Annotated in this window: 13 protein-coding genes, 1 tRNA gene and 1 pseudogene; 1 reads left to right on the top strand and 14 read right to left on the bottom strand. The window is 56.0% G+C overall.

The window, feature by feature from the left end; translation table 11 throughout:
* The 5 genes from VM163_14360 to VM163_14340 all read right to left on the bottom strand — a co-directional run.
* Positions 1-648, bottom strand: a 648-nt coding sequence (locus VM163_14360; protein ID HUT05059.1) for a hypothetical protein, incomplete at its 3' end; no start/stop codon positions are given.
* 267 nt (positions 649-915) lie between these two features.
* On the bottom strand, positions 916-1938 hold the full coding sequence (locus tag VM163_14355) for an NAD(P)H-dependent glycerol-3-phosphate dehydrogenase (GenBank protein HUT05058.1): 1023 nt from the start codon (positions 1936-1938) through the stop codon (positions 916-918).
* Between the two features lie 100 nt (positions 1939-2038).
* The gene (eno, locus tag VM163_14350) at positions 2039-3316 is read right to left on the bottom strand and encodes a phosphopyruvate hydratase (protein ID HUT05057.1); all 1278 of its coding nucleotides are present in this window, start codon (positions 3314-3316) and stop codon (positions 2039-2041) included.
* A gap of 71 nt (positions 3317-3387) precedes the next feature.
* Positions 3388-3460, bottom strand: a tRNA-Phe gene (locus VM163_14345).
* A 164-nt stretch (positions 3461-3624) separates the two neighbouring features.
* Positions 3625-4170, bottom strand: coding sequence for an HD domain-containing protein (locus tag VM163_14340; protein HUT05056.1), 546 nt, complete (start codon positions 4168-4170; stop codon positions 3625-3627).
* 80 nt (positions 4171-4250) lie between these two features.
* Between VM163_14340 and VM163_14335 the strand changes: the two are divergent.
* Positions 4251-4432 (top strand): annotated as a pseudogene (locus VM163_14335) (transposase).
* 66 nt (positions 4433-4498) lie between these two features.
* On the opposite strand, the gene VM163_14330 reads toward VM163_14335, so the two are convergent.
* From VM163_14330 to grpE, 9 genes are all read right to left on the bottom strand, one after another.
* Positions 4499-7600, bottom strand: a complete 3102-nt coding sequence (locus tag VM163_14330) for an efflux RND transporter permease subunit (GenBank protein HUT05055.1) — start codon at positions 7598-7600, stop codon at positions 4499-4501.
* Entirely contained in the window at positions 7600-8775 is a 1176-nt protein-coding gene (locus tag VM163_14325; GenBank protein HUT05054.1) for an efflux RND transporter periplasmic adaptor subunit, read from the bottom strand. Before VM163_14325 ends, VM163_14330 begins: the two co-directional genes overlap by 1 nt.
* 37 nt (positions 8776-8812) lie before the next feature.
* On the bottom strand, positions 8813-9478 hold the full coding sequence (locus VM163_14320; protein HUT05053.1) for a TetR/AcrR family transcriptional regulator: 666 nt from the start codon (positions 9476-9478) through the stop codon (positions 8813-8815).
* Between the two features lie 497 nt (positions 9479-9975).
* Positions 9976-11928: a 6-hydroxymethylpterin diphosphokinase MptE-like protein gene (locus tag VM163_14315; GenBank protein HUT05052.1), complete on the bottom strand. Its 1953-nt coding sequence runs from the start codon at positions 11926-11928 to the stop codon at positions 9976-9978.
* Complete coding sequence (locus tag VM163_14310) at positions 11903-13333, bottom strand: sigma-54 dependent transcriptional regulator (protein HUT05051.1); 1431 nt, start codon at positions 13331-13333, stop codon at positions 11903-11905. The genes VM163_14315 and VM163_14310 overlap by 26 nt, the downstream gene beginning before the upstream one ends.
* A 9-nt stretch (positions 13334-13342) precedes the next feature.
* Complete coding sequence (locus VM163_14305; protein ID HUT05050.1) at positions 13343-14614, bottom strand: ATP-binding protein; 1272 nt, start codon at positions 14612-14614, stop codon at positions 13343-13345.
* Positions 14607-15170, bottom strand: a complete 564-nt coding sequence (locus VM163_14300; protein ID HUT05049.1) for a hypothetical protein — start codon at positions 15168-15170, stop codon at positions 14607-14609. Before VM163_14300 ends, VM163_14305 begins: the two co-directional genes overlap by 8 nt.
* A gap of 66 nt (positions 15171-15236) precedes the next feature.
* Positions 15237-17015, bottom strand: coding sequence for an Hsp70 family protein (locus tag VM163_14295; GenBank protein ID HUT05048.1), 1779 nt, complete (start codon positions 17013-17015; stop codon positions 15237-15239).
* A gap of 27 nt (positions 17016-17042) precedes the next feature.
* Positions 17043-17889, bottom strand: an 847-nt coding sequence (grpE, locus tag VM163_14290; protein HUT05047.1) for a nucleotide exchange factor GrpE, incomplete at its 5' end; no start/stop codon positions are given.

Genomic DNA, 17889 nt, shown 5'->3' with positions numbered 1-17889 from the left:
GATGCACGACCCATCGTCGTCCTCAATCAATGGGGGCTGGGGAGCAGTATCATCCCAGAGTGTCGGGAACAGCGCTACCGCCCCGTGCCAACCGGCAAGAGCCATTGAGGCGCAGCAGGGCAATTCACCACAGACACCTCTCTTCGCCCAGACACCCTCCTTCCTCTCAAAGAGCCCCCACTCCGACCACCAAGCCACGCCGCCACAGAGGATTGAGCCATCCTCGCTAGCTGACAACTGGGCCTGACATGGGGCACCCCCATCCATTTCCTCGGTCATTGTAAGCCCCTGATAATGCCAAGTCACATAACCCCGTGAATAGAGAATAAGAGGCCACCAGATGCTCCCGTCGGGCGTGAGCGCCGGATTACCGCCGCCGGACCAGTCATCGATTAATTCCCAGCGCCACTCATTGACGTTCAGCATCTTAATGCAGCCGAGGGAGGAGTTGACCCACAACTGCGATTCATGATCCAAGACCAACCCGTAAGGGCTTGATGTCCCGGACGGCGCATCCAGCACAATCCAATGGCCGTTAGATGAGTATTGGGCTTCTGCTCCGGCTGCACATGCCAACAGAAATGAGCAGAGGCCTATCACCATCCAGGCTACTGAGATAGCTCTTAGCGCAGGGCTGTCTGCACGCATGATACACCTCCAAATGTTGGCTGTTCATCTGATTGCCTAATTCCAAAACAACAGCGTTCCTTCCTTTGGCCACGAGAAGTTACCAGCAGCCATATCTACCGAATACGGGTCATAAGTAGGCCAACCATACCACCCGTGCTCATTCTCCACGACACTTCCAGCGGTTTCGTGCATCGTTCCCCAGAAATCTGCCATAAGCGCTCGATAGCTATCGCAGCTATTCCAGAAGTATTCCTCGTCATAGTAGTTGCCGCGCCCTCCCCGGCGCTACCAGCTCATCTCATCCCTGAGGGGACGAGCCATAAGCTCCTTGACCGCCTCGTCCGGCGGCTTGTCCTCGAACATGACCTCGCACATCTGCTCGGTGATGGGCATCTCCACGTTGCACATATTGGACAGCTGAAGCGCCGACTTGCTCGTGCCCACTCCCTCTGCAACCATGCTCATGCCGTCGAGAATCTGCTTTAGACGCTTGCCCTGGGCGAGTTCGAGCCCGACAGTGAAGTTGCGGCTGAGTCTGCTCGTGCAAGTCAAGACCAGGTCGCCAATCCCAGACAGTCCCTGGAAAGTAGCTGGCTTCGCCCCGTTGGCCGCCCCCAACCTAGTCATCTCAGAAAGCCCCCGCGTTATCAGAGCAGCCTGGGTGTTCGGCCCGAGGCCGAGGCCCTCCACGATGCCCGACGCTATCGCGACGATATTCTTAAGCGCGCCTCCGAACTCAACTCCGACCACGTCGCTGTTGGTGTAGAGCCTGAAGTATGAACATGAAAGCATCCTTTGGAACCGCCTCGCCGTCTCGAGGCGCTTCGAGGCGATCACCGCTGCCGTGGGCCGTCGCTTGGCCACCTCCTTGGCAAACGTCGGCCCTGAGAAGGTCGCTATCCCCCCGGCGCCTACATTGGGGAAAACCTCCTCCAACACCTCCGACATCCGCTTGAGCGTCTGCGGCTCAAGACCCTTCGCAGCGTTCAAGACCACCACGTCACCCGAGATAAGCGGAGCAGCTTGCGAGCAGACCGCCCTTGCGAACGCAGATGGGCCCATCGAGATGACGGCGCCCCTCCCGGCCAGCGCCTCATTCATGTCGTTTGTGACCAGAACCGAGTCGGGAAGAGTTGTCTGTGGCAGAAAAACCCGGTTCACCCTTGTTGCGCGCATCTCCTCCGCGAGCTCCGGCTCAAACACCCAAAGCGCAACGTTGTGCCCGCTGGTAGCGAGAAGGTGCGCAAGAGCGGTGCCCCAGCTGCCGCCGCCGAGTATCGCTACGTTCTCACGCCTTTCTCTGGTCATCCTCGAATCCACACCTGGTCAGTCGCATGCATGCAGCAGTTCCCCACGCCACTGCTGCTGGCTCAGGCTCCGGGCTCCGAACTTCGCCCCCCGGGCTCAACTACCTCCCGAACGCCGCTTTCCCCGGATACTCGGCCAAGAAGTCGAGCTCCTCCTCAATTTCGAGCAGCCGGTTATACTTGGCGACACGCTCCGCGCGACATACTGAGCCAGTCTTTATCTGACCAGTATTGCACGCCACCGCGAGGTCCGCAATGAAAACATCCCCCGTTTCGCCTGAACGGTGCGAGACGACGGCCGTCCACGACGCCCGCTTCGCCATCTCAATGGCGTCCAGCGTCTCGGTCAGCGTTCCGATCTGGTTCAACTTAATCAGCACGGAATTGGCCAGTCTGTTCTCGATTCCCGCGGCGATAAGCTTGGTGTTCGTAACTAATAGATCGTCGCCGACTATCTGTATCCTATCGCCCATCGCCTCCATCAGAGCCCTCCAACCGGCCTCATCCTCCTCCGCCATGCCGTCCTCGATCGAGACGATCGGATATTTGTCAACGAGGCCCTGATAGAACTTGACCATCTCGCCCGAGGAAAGCGCTCTGCTCTCCCCAGAGAGAATGTACTTGCCGTCCTTGTAGAACTCGCTCGCAGCCGAGTCCAACGCAAGCGATACGTCATCGCCCGGCTTGTAGCCCGCCTTCTCAATCGCGTCAACCATCAAACCAAGCGCCTCGTCCGCGGAACCGATGTTGGGAGCGAAACCGCCCTCATCTCCGACCGAAGTCGCGTGGCCTTTCGCTTTCAGGAGGTCCTTTAGCGTGTGAAATACCTCGGCGCACATCCGAATCGCTGCGGCAAAAGTAGGGGCGCCCACAGGCACTATCATAAACTCCTGAATATCGAGCGGGTTATCGGCATGAATTCCACCGTTCACGATATTGACCAGCGGAACTGGCAGAACCTTTGCATTGACTCCACCGATGTATCTGTAAAGCGGAAGCCCCAACTCCAACGCCGCAGCTTTCGCAACCGCCAGCGAAACGCCGAGTATTGCGTTGGCGCCCAGACGGCTCTTGTTCTCGGTCCCGTCCAGCTCGATCATAACGCTATCAATCGCAGCTTGATTCAGAGCGTCGAGACCACATATCTCCACCGCAATGGTCTCATTCACCGCGCCAACCGCCTTCAGAACGCCCTTGCCTCCAAACCGGCTCTTGTCGCCGTCACGAAGCTCAAGCGCCTCTCGCGTCCCAACCGACGCACCGGAAGGGACGGCGGCACGGCCATACGCACCACTCTCTAGCAGAACCAGCGCCTCCAGCGTCGGATTCCCTCGTGAATCGAGTATCTCCCGTGCATAGACATCTTCTACTTCTGACATGACCCACCCCATAATTAGCTTAACAGAAAAGGCCCCACTGATCAGATCATTGAAGCACAAAAAGAGGAAAATGCCGAGACGCAGAATCGAACTGCGGACCTAAGGATTTTCAGTCCTTCGCTCTACCGACTGAGCTATCTCGGCACATCATTATTCACCGTGAGGAAATCTAAGAAGCATACCTCCTAGTGTCAAGATTATTATCCGGTCCGGGATGTAGGTTGTGGGTTCCGTCGCAGTTGACCACGAATGTAACTACAACTCGCCAGCTTTAGCCAGCCAGCCAGCTCGGAGAACAACCAGACGGGCTACAAGCCCAGCTCCTTGCTTATGCCCTGCATCGCCGAAAGTGCCACCTCAACGAACTCCTGAAGCGTCATTCCGAGCCGATCGCAGGTTTTGATCTGCTCGCGATTGGCTCCCCTCGCAAATTGCTTCTCCTTGAAGCGATTCAGAACGAACTGCCCGTCGATTGAACCGAGCTTCTTGTCCGGATGTATCAACGCTGCCGCAACGATCAGCCCTGTCAGCGGGTCCACCGCGTAAAGCGCCTTTGCCATCCTCGTCTCGGCTGGGATGTGGCCCGGATGCGCCTTGATCGCATGAAGAATCGCATCATCAACGCCTTTCTCTTCAAGAATCTTAGCCGACATAAACCCGTGCCTCGCAAAATCACTGGCCGTCTCGTCGTAATCGATGTCGTGGAGAAGGCCCGCAAGGCCCCAATTCCTCACCTCCTCGCCGAATCGCTCGGCCAACGCCCCCATTACCGCCTCGGTCGCCAGCATGTGTTTCACGAGATTCTTGTTCTTGACGCTCTGTTTAACAAGTTTGAGTGCCTCGTCGCGCTCCATGACTCACCTCCGCAAATAAATGATCGCCACTTATAGGAGCGTCTATCTAGGATCAAGGGCGCCCAGCTGTCAAGGGTAGTGTTTCAGAGGAGATTAGGCGTCGGACGCGGGCGGTGCGTATCTTCCCGAATGCCGAGAGTTGCCTGCGGCTCGTGCGGGCTTTGGCTGTCCCGGTCCACGAGGATTGGATTGAGGCGAGCGCTATCTGAACATGCAGTTGCTCGCAGAGCACAAAAAGAACTTCCTGACAAAAACCGCCTAAGAAATGACAACAGTGATGATTACCAAGAGGCCATGACTCACAATTCTTCAGACTTTTCATACACAGCTATTCTCCGGCGCCATTGGTGGAGCGCTGCTTCGTAGTTTTCCCTCTGCGTGTGAAAAGGTCATATATTATTGGCAATACTAAGACGGTGAGGATGCCGGAGACGAGTATGCCGCCGGCCGAGGCGATTCCGATCGCGTTTCTCATCTCCGCCCCTATCCCGGTTCCAAACGCCATCGGCAGCATCCCCAAGACTGCGGCCAACGTAATCATGACGATAGGTCTGAAGCGTTCGCATGCTGCGCCAATCATCGCCTTGTGTCGCGGGACACCCTCCCTCAGGTGGACGTTGAATTGGTCTATGATCAAGATGGCGTTGTTGACCACGATGCCGATGAGCATAACGGCGCCGACGAGAACGAATATCTCAATGCTCTTCCCAGTTATGAACAGTGCCCAAATTATCCCGATTATTGTAAGTGGAAGCGTCACGATTATTACAATGGGCTGCTTGAATGACTCCAGAATCGCTGACAGAGTGAGAATCACTAGCATCGCTGCGATGATGGCAGCTTCGGCCAGTCCTGCCTGACCCTCAGCCATAACTTCATACATGCCAGCGAATGTGTAGCCATATCCCGGAGGAATGATATTCGCATCGTCAATCTTCTCACCTATCTGGCTCACAGCCGTGCCCATAGGTTTTCCGTGCAGAAGGTTAGCAAACGTCTTCGACACTCGCCGCTTGTCCTTGCGCGTGATCTGGACTGGAGAAAGGCTCTCCTCTATCTGACCCAAGCTTGTCAGCAACAAAGGATGTCCAGGAACCCCGGGAAAAAGAAACTGCTGAACCTGCTCCTTTCCCTCCTCCTCTTCAAGTTCCACCACGATGTCGTAATTCCTCGCCCCCTGCTTGAATGTGCCGGCGGTAATGCCCTCGAGATTCGCTCTCATCGCCATCCCCAAGGACGCGGCCGGAAGACCGATGTCGGATAGCACCGCCCGTTTGGGTTCAATGCGAAGCTCGGGCTTGCCTATCCGGACGGTTGTATCCAGATCAGTCACGCCGCCGATTTGGCGGGCAAGGCCCTTAACCTTCAGCGCCAGGTCGTCAAGTGTGTCGAGGTTCTCTCCGGCGATCTCAAGTTCTATATCGGACGATTGACCGCCGACGGGCGAGGGTATCGATAATGATACGATGCAGTCGGGCATATCGGCCAATCTAGTCCGGACCTCCTCCATTAGCTCCCCAATGGTAATCTTTCGCTCATCTCTGTCGCTGAACTTGAGCAGTATCTGAGTTAGATGGACGCCCTCGGTCGCCTGGCCCATGGCGCCCTCGACCTTGCCGATCGTACTCAATGAATGGCGCACCTCGGGAACGTCTCTCAGCAGTTCCTCAGCCTGACGCAGTTGCAGCGCTGTCTTGCCGAGATCGTTGTGGGTGGGAAACTCGAGCTTGACAATAATCGTGCCTTGGTCTGGCTCAGACATGAATCCCATTCCCAGGCGCGGAATCATAGCTATAGATTGCAGAAGAGCGAGTGCAACAACCACCATGAATGATATCGCCGCCCATCTCCGCCGCTCAGTGAATGCCAGCACAGCACGATAGCCATTGATGACCCGCACGAATCCCTTGTTCCAACCCCCTTCCATCTTCGCGAGCAAGGATTGGGATGAAGACACCCTGGCCCGTAAAATTACGGAGCATAGAAGCGGAGTGAGCGTAAACGAAATGAACAGCGACACCGCCGTCATAATCAACATCGTGACCGCGAAGAACTTGATGAAGATGCCCATCATGCCGCCCATAATCGCTATCGGGAAGAGCACGACTATATTGGTGCCCGCGCTGGCGAGAACCGCTATGAAGGCGGTACTTGCTCCGACGCAAGCTGACTTTCTGACGTCGCCCGTCTCATCGAGGCGCTTGATAATCGCCTCAAGCACAACGATAGAGTTTGTGACCAGTATCCCGACTGACATTCCCATGGCCATTAGCGTAGGCGCGTTGAGGGTATAGCCGAGCGCTTGCATGAAGAACAGCCCGATTACGATCGTAAGCGGCATCGTAATCGAGACGACCAGTAAGGCGCGAAGATTGTATAGGAATAGGAACAGGATCAGGGCGGTTAGAAGAATACCTTCGCCCACGTTAAGCCATGCACTATCCACGGTTGATTCAATGAAGCGGCCGGTGTCTGTAACCCATACGAGCTCCATTCCCCCCGGCAGCTGCTGCTTGAGTTCATCCATCGCCTCACGGACCATATTCACAACCCGAACCGCATTGGCGTCAGCCTTCTTAACCACCTTGATCGCTACGCAGGGCCGACCGTTGATGTCTGCTTTCTGTCTGAGCTCCTCTGTGGTCATGTGGACCCGCCCAATGTCCTTGATGTAGCAGCGCTGGCCCTCTTTGCTGGCGACCTCCAGCTCACCGATGTCCTCAACCCGGTCGTAATCTGCGTCGAATTTCACCGCATACTCGACGCCCTTCTCCCTGATCCTGCCCGAAGGGATTGTCCGGATGCCTTGCTGGATAGCGCCCACTACGTCCGTGCTAGAGAGCCCACGGGCCGCAAGCTCCCGCCTGTCCAGTGAGACGTGAACCTCCCGCTCGGCGCCGCCGATTAACTGAACGTCCGCCACGCCCGGAAGCACGGTGATCCGGTCTCGAAGGGTGTTGTCAGCGTAGTCATAGAGATCGTCGATTGAGGCGTCACCCGTGAGCGCCAACTGGATGATGGGCGCCGCATTCAAATCGAATTTCAGTATTTTCGGGTCCTCGACGCCTTCAGGGAAATCGGACCTGATCAGGTCCAACTTCTCACGCACATCTGTGGCAGCTATGTCCACATCGACCTCGAGATGGAACTCCAAAAACGTCTGGCAGGCATTCTCCATGCAGGCCGAATTGATGTGCTTGAGGCCATCGATTGTCACCATCTGGTCCTCAATCCTCTTGGCGATGTCAGTCTCAATCTCCTTGGGGCTTGCGCCGGGATAGACCGTCGTAATCGTAATGTAGGGCACATCGACTTTGGGCATAAGCTCGAGATTCATCTTTCTATAGCTATTGATGCCCAAAAGGGACAAGGCGATTATGAGGCAGCCCATTGCAATGGGCCTTCGGACCGATGCGTTGGACAGAAACATCAATCGCCCTCCGCAAGAACCTTAACCGGCGACCCGTCATTCAGGAAGTTCTGGCCCTGGGTTACGACGGGCGCACCCTCGCTCAATGCGCAGTTCTTCAGAAGAACGTAACCGTCTGTCTGAAGGCCCGTTTCCACCTTGACCGAGCGAGCTGTTTCGCTCCCGACAACGAAGACAACCTCGTCGTCGCCTCGATGCTGTACGGCCTGTGAGGGCACGCCCAGCCCCTCTGTTCGCTCAAGAACTATGCTCACGTCAGCCATCGCGCCCGGCACGACACCTTCCGGTGGGTCCACGAGCGTGCACTTCACCTCGAATGTGCGCAATTGAGGATCGACCGTCGGGCTTCTGTAGGATACTGCAAAATCCCCCACGTCTCTTTCACCAACCCGAACGCTCATCAGCGTCTCCCCCGGACGAACATCCGCATAGAACTGAGCAGGCAGAAACGCAGAGACCTCGATAACTGAAGTATCCTCGATACGAAGCACAGGTTTGCCCTTCTCTGGCATTTCTCCGACCTCGTGGTATTTCCTGCTCACAGTACCGTCTATGGGAGCATAGACTAGAGAGTCGCTGAGGTTCTTCTCTGCGATGGAAAGTGCTATTTCGGCCTGCCGCACGAGCTCCCTTTGGAGGTCCACAAGGCTTACTGAATGTTTATGAGCCGCCTTTATCTGCTTATGCTGGCTTTGGACTTGCTCGAAGGCGTCAGATGACACTGTGTTGCTCTTATGAAGCCGCTCATAACGCCGCAGGTCGAGATCGGCCTTCTCCAGCTGCGCGTCAACTTGCTCAAGGCCGGCCTGGGCCTCTCGCAGCGAGCACTTAGCCACCGCCAGGTCCTGACGACGAACATCAACTGCCCGCCGCAGATTGAGAGAGTCGACCTGAAAGAGCTTTGTCTTGCCGGCCACAACGTGGTCGCCTTCATCAACGAAAACCGCATCTATTGTGCCCTCGACCCGTGCCGAGACATCAGCGAAGTTCTTGGCCTCCAGATTGCCCTGCATAACGACCCGCCTCTCGAATGTCCGTTTGGAAATGGGGGTCAAGGCAACTCGCACGCGAGGTTGCTTAGCCGTATCGTTTTTGTCGGCGTTACCTTCCGAATCAGGACCACAACTGATAGTCACAGAACACAGGCACCAAAGTGCAACCAAGGCAAGAAGCATGGCTCGTTTATACTTGATATTCGCAAATGACATCTCTTCATTTCCCTCTTTTCGCAGCGTTTGTAGCATCCGGTCCCTTGCGAGTGTCAGCCTGACTTCGCGTGGAGAGACCATTAAGGAGCAAATCCGCGCACGCCAAGGCCTCCTTCTCACCAACGCCAACCCTATCCCCACCATCAAGAGCAGACAGGAGGTAACCATCCATGATTGCCATGATCAGCCGACCGGCAAGAACTCTGTCACATTGACGGAAGCACCCTTCGCGCATGCCCTCGTCCAGGATGCTGAGCACCATATCCAACAAAGTCTCTTGTATCGAAGCCTTGCGACGCTGAGCCGCCAAGGTACTCGCTGTTGCCTGATACATGATTGCTATCATAGCTTTGTTATCCTCAAAGCCCTTGAAAATAACAACTATGAGCGCTCGCAGCTTATCTGGCGGGCTTAGCACTCTCTCAGAAATGGCAACAATAGCTCTACGAATGGGTTCGAAGGTCATGTCTATGACGTGCGACAGCAAATCATCCTTATCCTTGACGTAGTTATACAACGTGCCGGTCGAAACCTCTGCCGCCTTCGCCACGCGCGCCATCGTCAACCCACCGAGGCCGCGATCATTCAGAAGTCCCACAGTCACCCTATAGATGGACCTCCTCATTATCTCGTCCCATTGTTCTTTTCTTAGCTCATTCAATCTTGCCATAACCCCTTCCTCAACACCCTGAATACCTATTCACTGCAATGACTGCCCCTTCATTTAAGTAGAGAAACAAATCAACATATCAGAAGTTCCTCATTCGCCAAATGACGGTCAACCGAGATCGACAACATAAGGATGCCGAATGCCGAGAGCTGCCTGCGGCTCGTGCGGGCGTTGGCAGTCGAGGTCCACGAAGATTGGATTGAGGCGACGCCGCTTTCGTTAGACCGGGTGTGGGACGGCCTTTCTGGCTGTCCTGGTCCATGCGAGGTCAATCACCATCAATCTGATTATCGGGGCGTTCGTGACAGCTTGATCCAGCGACCGCCTTCCGACCACCGAGGCTGTGTAGGGGCGGGGCTTGTCTCCGCCCATCTATATATTCGGGCAGACACAAGGCCTGCCCCTACATGTGGCATACCCCGCTGCGTCATCCCCGTAGAAACCGACTTATTGGACAGCCTCTACAATCTGCGTGATCTTTAGATAAATGCCGGGCCTCAAACGCTGAGCAGAGCCTCGGATTGCTTCAGCTGCTCGATAGCGAACCGGCAGGCAAAAGCCATTGCCTGCGACTCGGACTTGAGCCTGTCATCGCCCGCCTTGCTGCGATTACGCTGCTTGTGCCAGTCGATGAGCGGTGCTACGGGTTCACAGACCTGGCCCTCGGCGCGCAGCCCAAGAAGGCGTTTAACCTCCTTATCGCCGGCAGCCCCGTCCGGAGCGAGCGACTCGGCCTCAGTGAGCACTTTCTCGAGCTCCCGCCCAATTGAGGCGAGTTTTTTGGCGACGGTCTTAAGCTCCTGTTTCCCCCTTCTGCCGAGCTTCGGAGCCATGCTCTTGGTAACATCGACAGGTTCGGTGCAGTACCTCATTATTGCCTCATCGAGCGGCATGATCTCCACGCCGTCCGTCAAGATGCCCGCCTCCGAGGCGTTGATGCACTTGGCCTTGGTGCGCTTGATCTCCAGCGTGAACCACGTGAGCCAGCCCTGCATCCCGTCAGACATCTCCGTGGGTCGGCCGTGCATATCCAAGAGCGGCTCGTTGCCAGTTATGTCGCTCGTCCTGATGATCTGCTGTTTGGCCTTTTCCGCTTCAGTCAGCGTGTCCAGGGTGTTGAAAGTCGAGAGCTCAGAGAGCATGTCGTTTGAGACCATCGTGCCCTGGGCGTATGCGCGACCGTATGCGTAGGAGAAATCCTGCCCGACGAAGATTATGGGGTCGCAGCCCATCATTCTCGCAAGGTCAAAACCTAACACCGCGACCGTGGACCCAGAGCCCAAGGTGCCGAGGCGCTCGAAATAAGGCTCAATCGATTCCCAGACCTTGTTGTTCAGGTCGTTGCCGAGGAAGATGTGATCGGAGAAGAGCTCGATGACCTGTGGCGGCAGCCTCGTAACGCCGACCAGGCAGATGTCCGAGAGGTCGAGGCCCGAGAAATGGCGATAGGTGATGGGCTGTGCGTCGATGGCCTGGACGAAGTTCGGCCTTATGCCATGTGCGAGGAGCGGCCGGAGGCATGTATCGGCGGAGAGGATGATAGCTTTGCCCACGGCCTTACGCAGCCGGTCGATGTTCTTGTCCAGTGACGGGCCCGCTGAGACAAGAATGGCTGGCTTGCCGGGGAACTGGTTGAGCAGGCTTTTGACGCCTGGGCTTCTGACGATCTTGGGCAGGTTAAGCAGATTGTGCTTAAGCCACAGCCGGGAGAAGAACCGCACGGTGTTGACGTTGATCTGGACGATTCTGAGGACCCTGTTCAAGTTGTCTAGGACCTGCTTGTAGGTTGGGAATAGAGCGGCAGATGGGGGATGGATGACGATTTTTATGTTGTGGTATTTGAATGTCTTAAAGTCATCCTGAAGGGCTGGCATGATCTCGTGAAGATCAGTTCCAACGAATATCTTGACATCCGGCGGCGAGATGACAGCCCCCAGGTCGAAAACGTGCATCGCAGCCCGGAAGATGTCGGCGCTCTGCTCGATGATGAAGACCTTGCAGTTAGGTGGGACGCGCCTCATGGCTTCAAGGACGTGGTAGCCAAGCCCGAAGCCGAGGATAATGAGATACTCCGCCTCCTCGAGCTTGACCGTGGAGACATGCTTTATGGCCTCAGCCAGTGGGTCATGCTCGGAGTGCAGCAGCGTCACTTCTCCGTCTTTAGTGGTAACAGCGAGCGTTGGCCTCCCGCTTTCGGTTTGGCGGACGTTGAGGCTGAGCGTCTGAGGCGTTTCGGAAAGGCGGTCAAAAAGCCACTCGCGGCTGCGCCGGACGCGCTCCATGTTCTGAGCGAAGATCGAGCTGGGCGTCTGACCTGCCCCGTCCGGCCCCGTTTTTTTGACCAGATCGCGGGGGCGCGCTTGCGAGGCGATGATTCTCTTGGCCTTCTGTTGGGCTGATTCTTTTCGGCGCTCTGCGTCCGATTTATGTGCGGGCTTCTTGCGACTCATTTTTCCTGTCCTTCGGGTCTTCTTCTTTCCTGTAAAGGTTCAGTTTATTGCGAAGCGTTCGCACCGTTACGCCCAGTATTTCGGCCGCCTGTGCTTTTTTACCGTTCGTCTGCTCGAGCGTCGCGAGTATCAGTTTCTTCTCCGTCTCGGCTAGCGAGGTGCCGACTTCGACTTCGACCTTCCGTTTGGGTGAAGCCTCTTCAGCACCGCGAGTATTGACCATGGGTATTCGCTTTCTCCTCGCGTCCCAGATGAGGTCGTATATCTCGATGCGATCGGTCGTAGAAAGGACAACACCCCTCTGGATAGCGTTCTCCAATTCCCGGACATTGCCGGGCCAATCATAATCGAACACGAAGGCCGCCGCCTCCTCTGAGAGATACTTGGTTGGCTTGCCGATCTCCCGGCAATACATCTCGCAGAAGTAGTGTGAGAGCGTAACTATGTCCTCTTTGCGTTCCCGAAGGGAAAGAAGCTCGAGCGGGATGACGTTAATCCGGTAGAACAGGTCCTCGCGGAATCTGCCCTCCTCGACCCTTTCTACCAAGTTGCAGTTGGTTGTTACTATCACCCTTGTATCGATTGGAATGGGGAAACGGCCGCCAACGCGGTCAACCTCCCGCTCCTGGAGCACTCTCAGAAGCTTCGCCTGCAAAGTGAGCGGCATCTCGCCGATCTCATCTAGAAGAAGCGTGCCGCCGGTCGCCAGCTCGAACTTGCCCTGCCTAGACGAGTTGGCCCCCGTGAACGCGCCCTTCTCATACCCGAACAGCTCACTCTCAAGCAAATTGTCAGGGACAGCGGCGCAATTGATGGCGACAAAAGGATTCCGAGCCCTGCGACTCTCCTGATGAATCAGTCTCGCCACGAGCTCTTTTCCCGTTCCGGACTCGCCGGTTACGAGGACGGTCAGCTCGCTGAGGGCGATTCGTTTTGCAAGATACAGAATCTCCTTGAACGTCGGATTGCTCGTTACGATCTCGCGGAAGTCCTGCTGACGGGAAGCGAATACCTGATGTGTCTCAGCGGTCCCATCGGCAAAAGGCTCCTCGAACGCCCTTGAGAGCACCGTCTCGAGATCGGCCATCGCGAATGGTTTGCGAAGGAAGTCCAGGGCCCCCATCTTCATCGCGGATACCGCTGCGTCGATCGTTCCGTAGGCGGTGATGAGGACTACATTTGGGGCGAGATTGTCCCGCCGAATTCGCTCGAGCAGCGCCAGGCCGTCCAGCCCTGGCATCTTCATGTCGGTTATGATCATGTCATAGACGCGCTTTTCGGCCTCCTCAAGCGCCTTGCGACCGTCCGAGACCAGTGTCGTGTCGTATCCGGACTTCTCCAGCGCAGCGCGAAGTGCGCTTCTCATCTGCGGTTCATCGTCTGCGACAAGGATTTTCGGCGGCATGGTGGCTCTCTAATGTAGGCCGTCCTGGTGCGGCAGAGGCAGCGCTATGGTAAACTCCAGCCCTCCTTCAGGCGATTCCTTGACGAATAGGCATCCATCGTGTCTCTGCACTACGCGCTTGACTATGGAGAGCCCCAACCCGGTGCCCATTATCTTCGTGCTGAAAAAAGGCTCGAATATCCTGAGTATCTCACTGTCCATGAGACCCTTGCCACTGTCAACTATCGATACAGCCACATAGCTGCTGCACGGCTTCTTCGAGGATAGTATCGTGTGTCCATACCCAGCAAAGCAGCCTGACTCTGTCAGATGCGTTGACACGCTCAGACGACCCCCCTCCAACATCGCCTGCGCCCCGTTCAAGATGATATTAGAAAAGGCCTGCTTCAAAAACCTCGGGTCACCCATTACCTCTATGTCCCCGGCCAAAAGATCAGTTGCGACCTCGATGTTGCTCTGGTTGATCGCATAGGTGGCAGACTCTATGGCCTCCCGGAGAACATCGTCGATGTGCACCTTTGCGAAATCTGCCTCCGGCGAGCGAGCGTATATCAGCATGTTCGTGATCGAGGCGTCGAGAGTATCGACTGTCTCCATGATGTGAGTGGCCAGGTCCTTATCGCTACCACTATTCTCAAGGTTGCGCTCTAGGATTGATGCGAACAGCTTGATGCTCCCAAGCGGATTACGTATCTCGTGAGCCAGGTTCGCGGCCATCTCGCCCATGGCGGCGAGTCTGGCGTTCCTTCGCAGCTGGCTCTCGAGCTCCTTGAGGCGCGTAACATCCGAAAACGAGATGACTTGGCCGACTGGCCTGCCATCGAGCTCGGTCATGGGCGAGACATTGAAGGATAGAGAGAGTTCGTCTCCAGACCGAGATTTTAACTCGCACACCTTGCCATCTGAGTCGTTTAGGTCGAAATCGTCCCCAAACAGCTCCCAGTATCGAAGTCTGACAGCCTCGCTTGGCGAAAGGCCCAAGATAGTAGAGGCAGCTTTATTGAACGTCGTGATCCTTCCCTCGAGGTCAACCGACACCACGCCGTTTTGGATGCTCTGAAGCACGTTGTTGAGGTAGTTCTTGACAGATTCGAGCTCGGCGAGATTTTCCTTGAGCTGGGCGTTCTTGAGCTTGACCTCGAGGTTGAGCTCCCTAACCTGTTGCTGAAGCGACTCGTAGGCTCGTTTCATGGAATCCGAGGCGTTGCTGAACGAGTCAAATGCTTTGGTGAGAAGGTCTATGCCTTCCGTTTGGGGCTTTTTGGAGGGACCGTCAGGCATGGGTCAACCGGGACTTCTTTCTGAGGTTGGCCAGTCTGTCCGCAAGCGATGCCAGGTGAGCAAACCGGGCGTCTTGCGAGGAGAGCATCCTGAGCGAGAGCTCCTGCTTGAGATGAGACATTCTCTCGATGCAGTCGGACATCCGCTCCAGCTGAACGGCCGCTGCCTTCCTATCCCTCTCGTCGGGCAGGCCGAGCTCCGCAGGAAGTCTAAGCAATGCCGTCATCTTGTCCATTATGCGGCGAGATTCGTTTCCCAATCTGTGCTCTTTGGGGACCATTTTGAACTCTCCGATCGCCTCGTCGAGGCGGTGGGACAGTCCGAGCGTGATGCCGAGGAAGAAGTGGGCGTCGGCAATCCCGTCCACAAGCCTGATCGCCTTGCGCAGGCTGGTCTCGGCATGGTCAAGGTCTTGCCTCAGAATTGCATTGATGCCGTTTGCTAGATGGTCGGCATAGCTGCCAAGAAGGGACTTGGCGATCCTAATATCCATGGCGCAGTGCGGACACACACGAGGCGCCGTGTCGAGTTCCCGTTTGCAGTTAGGGCAGCGCATTCGGGCCTATTATCAATTGCACAATGATGTAACCGTGCAGTCGGGTTGCAGCACAAGACCGAGGCATCAATCGGCTAGCTCACCCTCGTCGGTGGCCTCGTCCTCCGACTCATCAACGTGCCCGTAGGCGTCCTCAAGGTCGAAGAGCAGCTCCGACAGCTCGTCGCTTCTCTCGAGCACATCGTCTGACTTGTTGAGGCTCATTGCGATCTCAATTTCATGTATGAGCTCGCGAAGCTTCTTGACCTCCATCTCGGTTACTCTGAACTCCATCCCCTCTGCCCGCGTGATGAGCGCCATGGCCTCCCGGTAAGTGTCCGGCAGGGCTTCCTTACGGGAACTTGCCTCCTCGGCCAGCTCTTCCAAGTTGTCCTTGGCCCGAACGATCTCCTCGTCCGAGAGCCTGGTCTTGGACGCCTCGATGGTGATCTGGTTACCCTTGCCTGTCTCAAGGTTAGTTGCGGTTACAGTTAGTATCCCGTTATTGTCGATGTCGAACTTCACGCGAATCGTCTGCGAGCCGGGCGGGCCAGGAGGAATGCCATCGAGGATGAACGTGCCGAGCCTGATGTCCTCAGAGGCCACTTGGCTCTCGCCCTCCACGACGTTGATCCTAACTCTCGGCTGATTCTCCACCACGGTCGTGTAATCCTGGCTCACGCTGGTTGGGATGAACGAGTGCTTCGAGATAAGCATGTCGAATGTGTCGCCGATCGTCTCTGTCCCGAGCGAATGAGAAAGGATGTCGGAGAGCACCAGCTCCTTGATCTGGCCCGTGATTAGCCCCGCCTGAACTGCCGCGCCCAAAGCCACGCACTCGTCAGGATCAATGTTCGTCGAGGGCTCTTTCTTCATCCGGCTTCTGATCATTTGCCTGACAAGCGGAATCTTGGTCGAACCGCCAACCAGAAGCACCTGACTTATCTCCTGGTTTGTAAGTTCAGAGTCCTCCAAGGCCTGATTGGTGAAATCTATCGTCCGATCCAAATAATCCTTGATCAGGTCCTCGAGCGTTAACCGGGTGATCTCCTTCGAGAGGTTTATTACCTCCTTGCCTTTGCTGGCTATCGCGGGGATACTGATGACGGCCTTCGCATTCGATGAAAGCTCTATCTTGGCCTGTTCGCAAACCTGTTTCAGCTGCTGCATCACAACAAGGTCCTTGCGCAAGTCGATCCCATACTCCTCCTCGAACCACGCCAGGACCCAGTCAACGATCCGGTGGTCAAAGTCCGTCCCCCCGAGATGCGAGTCTCCTGTCGTCGCGATTACTTCCATTATCCCCGGATTCACCTCGATTATCGAAACGTCAAACGTCCCACCACCGAGGTCGTAAACCAAGAGCATCTGGTCGGAGCGCCGGTCAACGTCGTAGGCGAGCGCGGCGGCCGTGGGCTCGTTTATTATTCGGCGGACAGTAAGCCCAGCTATCTCCCCAGCGTCCTTTGTTGCCTGCCGTTGGGCGTCCTGGAAATAGGCCGGAACGGTGATCACGGCGTCGGTCACAGACTCGCCCAGGAACAGCTCAACGTCGTCCTTGAGGCTTCTTAAAATCGCAGCAGAGACCTCCTGAGGCGAGTATTCGCGGTCCAGAAGGGTCACGCGATAGTCTGTCCCCATTGAACGCTTGATCTCCGCAACAGTTCGTTCTGGGTGGACCACAAGCTGCCTCTTGGCCTGCTCGCCCACGACTACCCTGGTCTTGCCCTTCTCCTCAAATAGCCCCACGACTGATGGAGTAACTGGCATACCGTCTCTGTTTGGGATTATCCGCGGGGACCCGTTGTCGATTATGGCTACCGCCGAGTTGGTTGTGCCTAAGTCTATTCCTACTATGAACCCCATGGGGAACTCCCATTCACTTGTTTTTGATTATCCGCAGACAATAACTTTTGCCGGCCGCAACACCTTATCGCCGATCGTAAACCCACACGACACTTCCTCCAAAACAACGCCATCCTTGCAGCCAGCCACTTTCTTTATGTCCGCACAATCATGCACGGACGGATCAAACATCTCACCTATCGCTTTAATGCGACGGATGTCGTGCGCCATAAACGCCCTTTCCAGCCTTGAGACAACCATCTCAAGCCCCTCATAGAGACCACGGGTGGTGTCATTCTTAACGTGCTTCATAATACGAGAAAGATCGTCAATCACAAAGAGAAAATCCTTTATCATGTCTGACCTGAGGGCTTGGGACATCTCATCCTGAACCTGCTTCCCGAGCCTCGCAATATCTCGCCTCAGCGAGGCGACAACGGCCTGAAGTTCTCTGACATCCTTATCCCCTGCACTAGACGGCCTAAGCCCCTCGACTATCGAGGACTTCAGTTGCTTAACTACCTCTGAAACCTCCTCGACCTCAACCTCCAACGACGCCTTGATGAATGAGCGAAGCTTGATTATCTCCGTGGCTGTTCTGCGGGCTATGTCCAGCTCAGCCCGGACATCCGCAGCGTTCGTCTCCGGCGTGGGTAGAGAGTCAAAACGCGGGCCGGTCGCAAGCTCCGACACTGTCTCTTTCAGAAAGTCCTGCAGCTCTTTCTCGCGAAGGGACAAAAGCTCGCTCCGGTCGAGATTACCCCCCGCCAAACGACCACCCACGAAGCTCAGACCGTGAGATTTCAGGGCGAGACCGTTCTCTGACAGGACCGCCCCAACCAGTTTGTCTGAGACCTGCACCGCCGTGTCGGATTTCAAGGGCCGGTCTTCCGGC

This window comes from bacterium, from assembly GCA_035527515.1.
Lineage (GTDB): Bacteria > B130-G9 > B130-G9 > B130-G9 > B130-G9 > B130-G9.
Note: the sequence above shows the minus strand (reverse complement) of the source record. Positions and strands in the feature narration are given on the sequence as shown.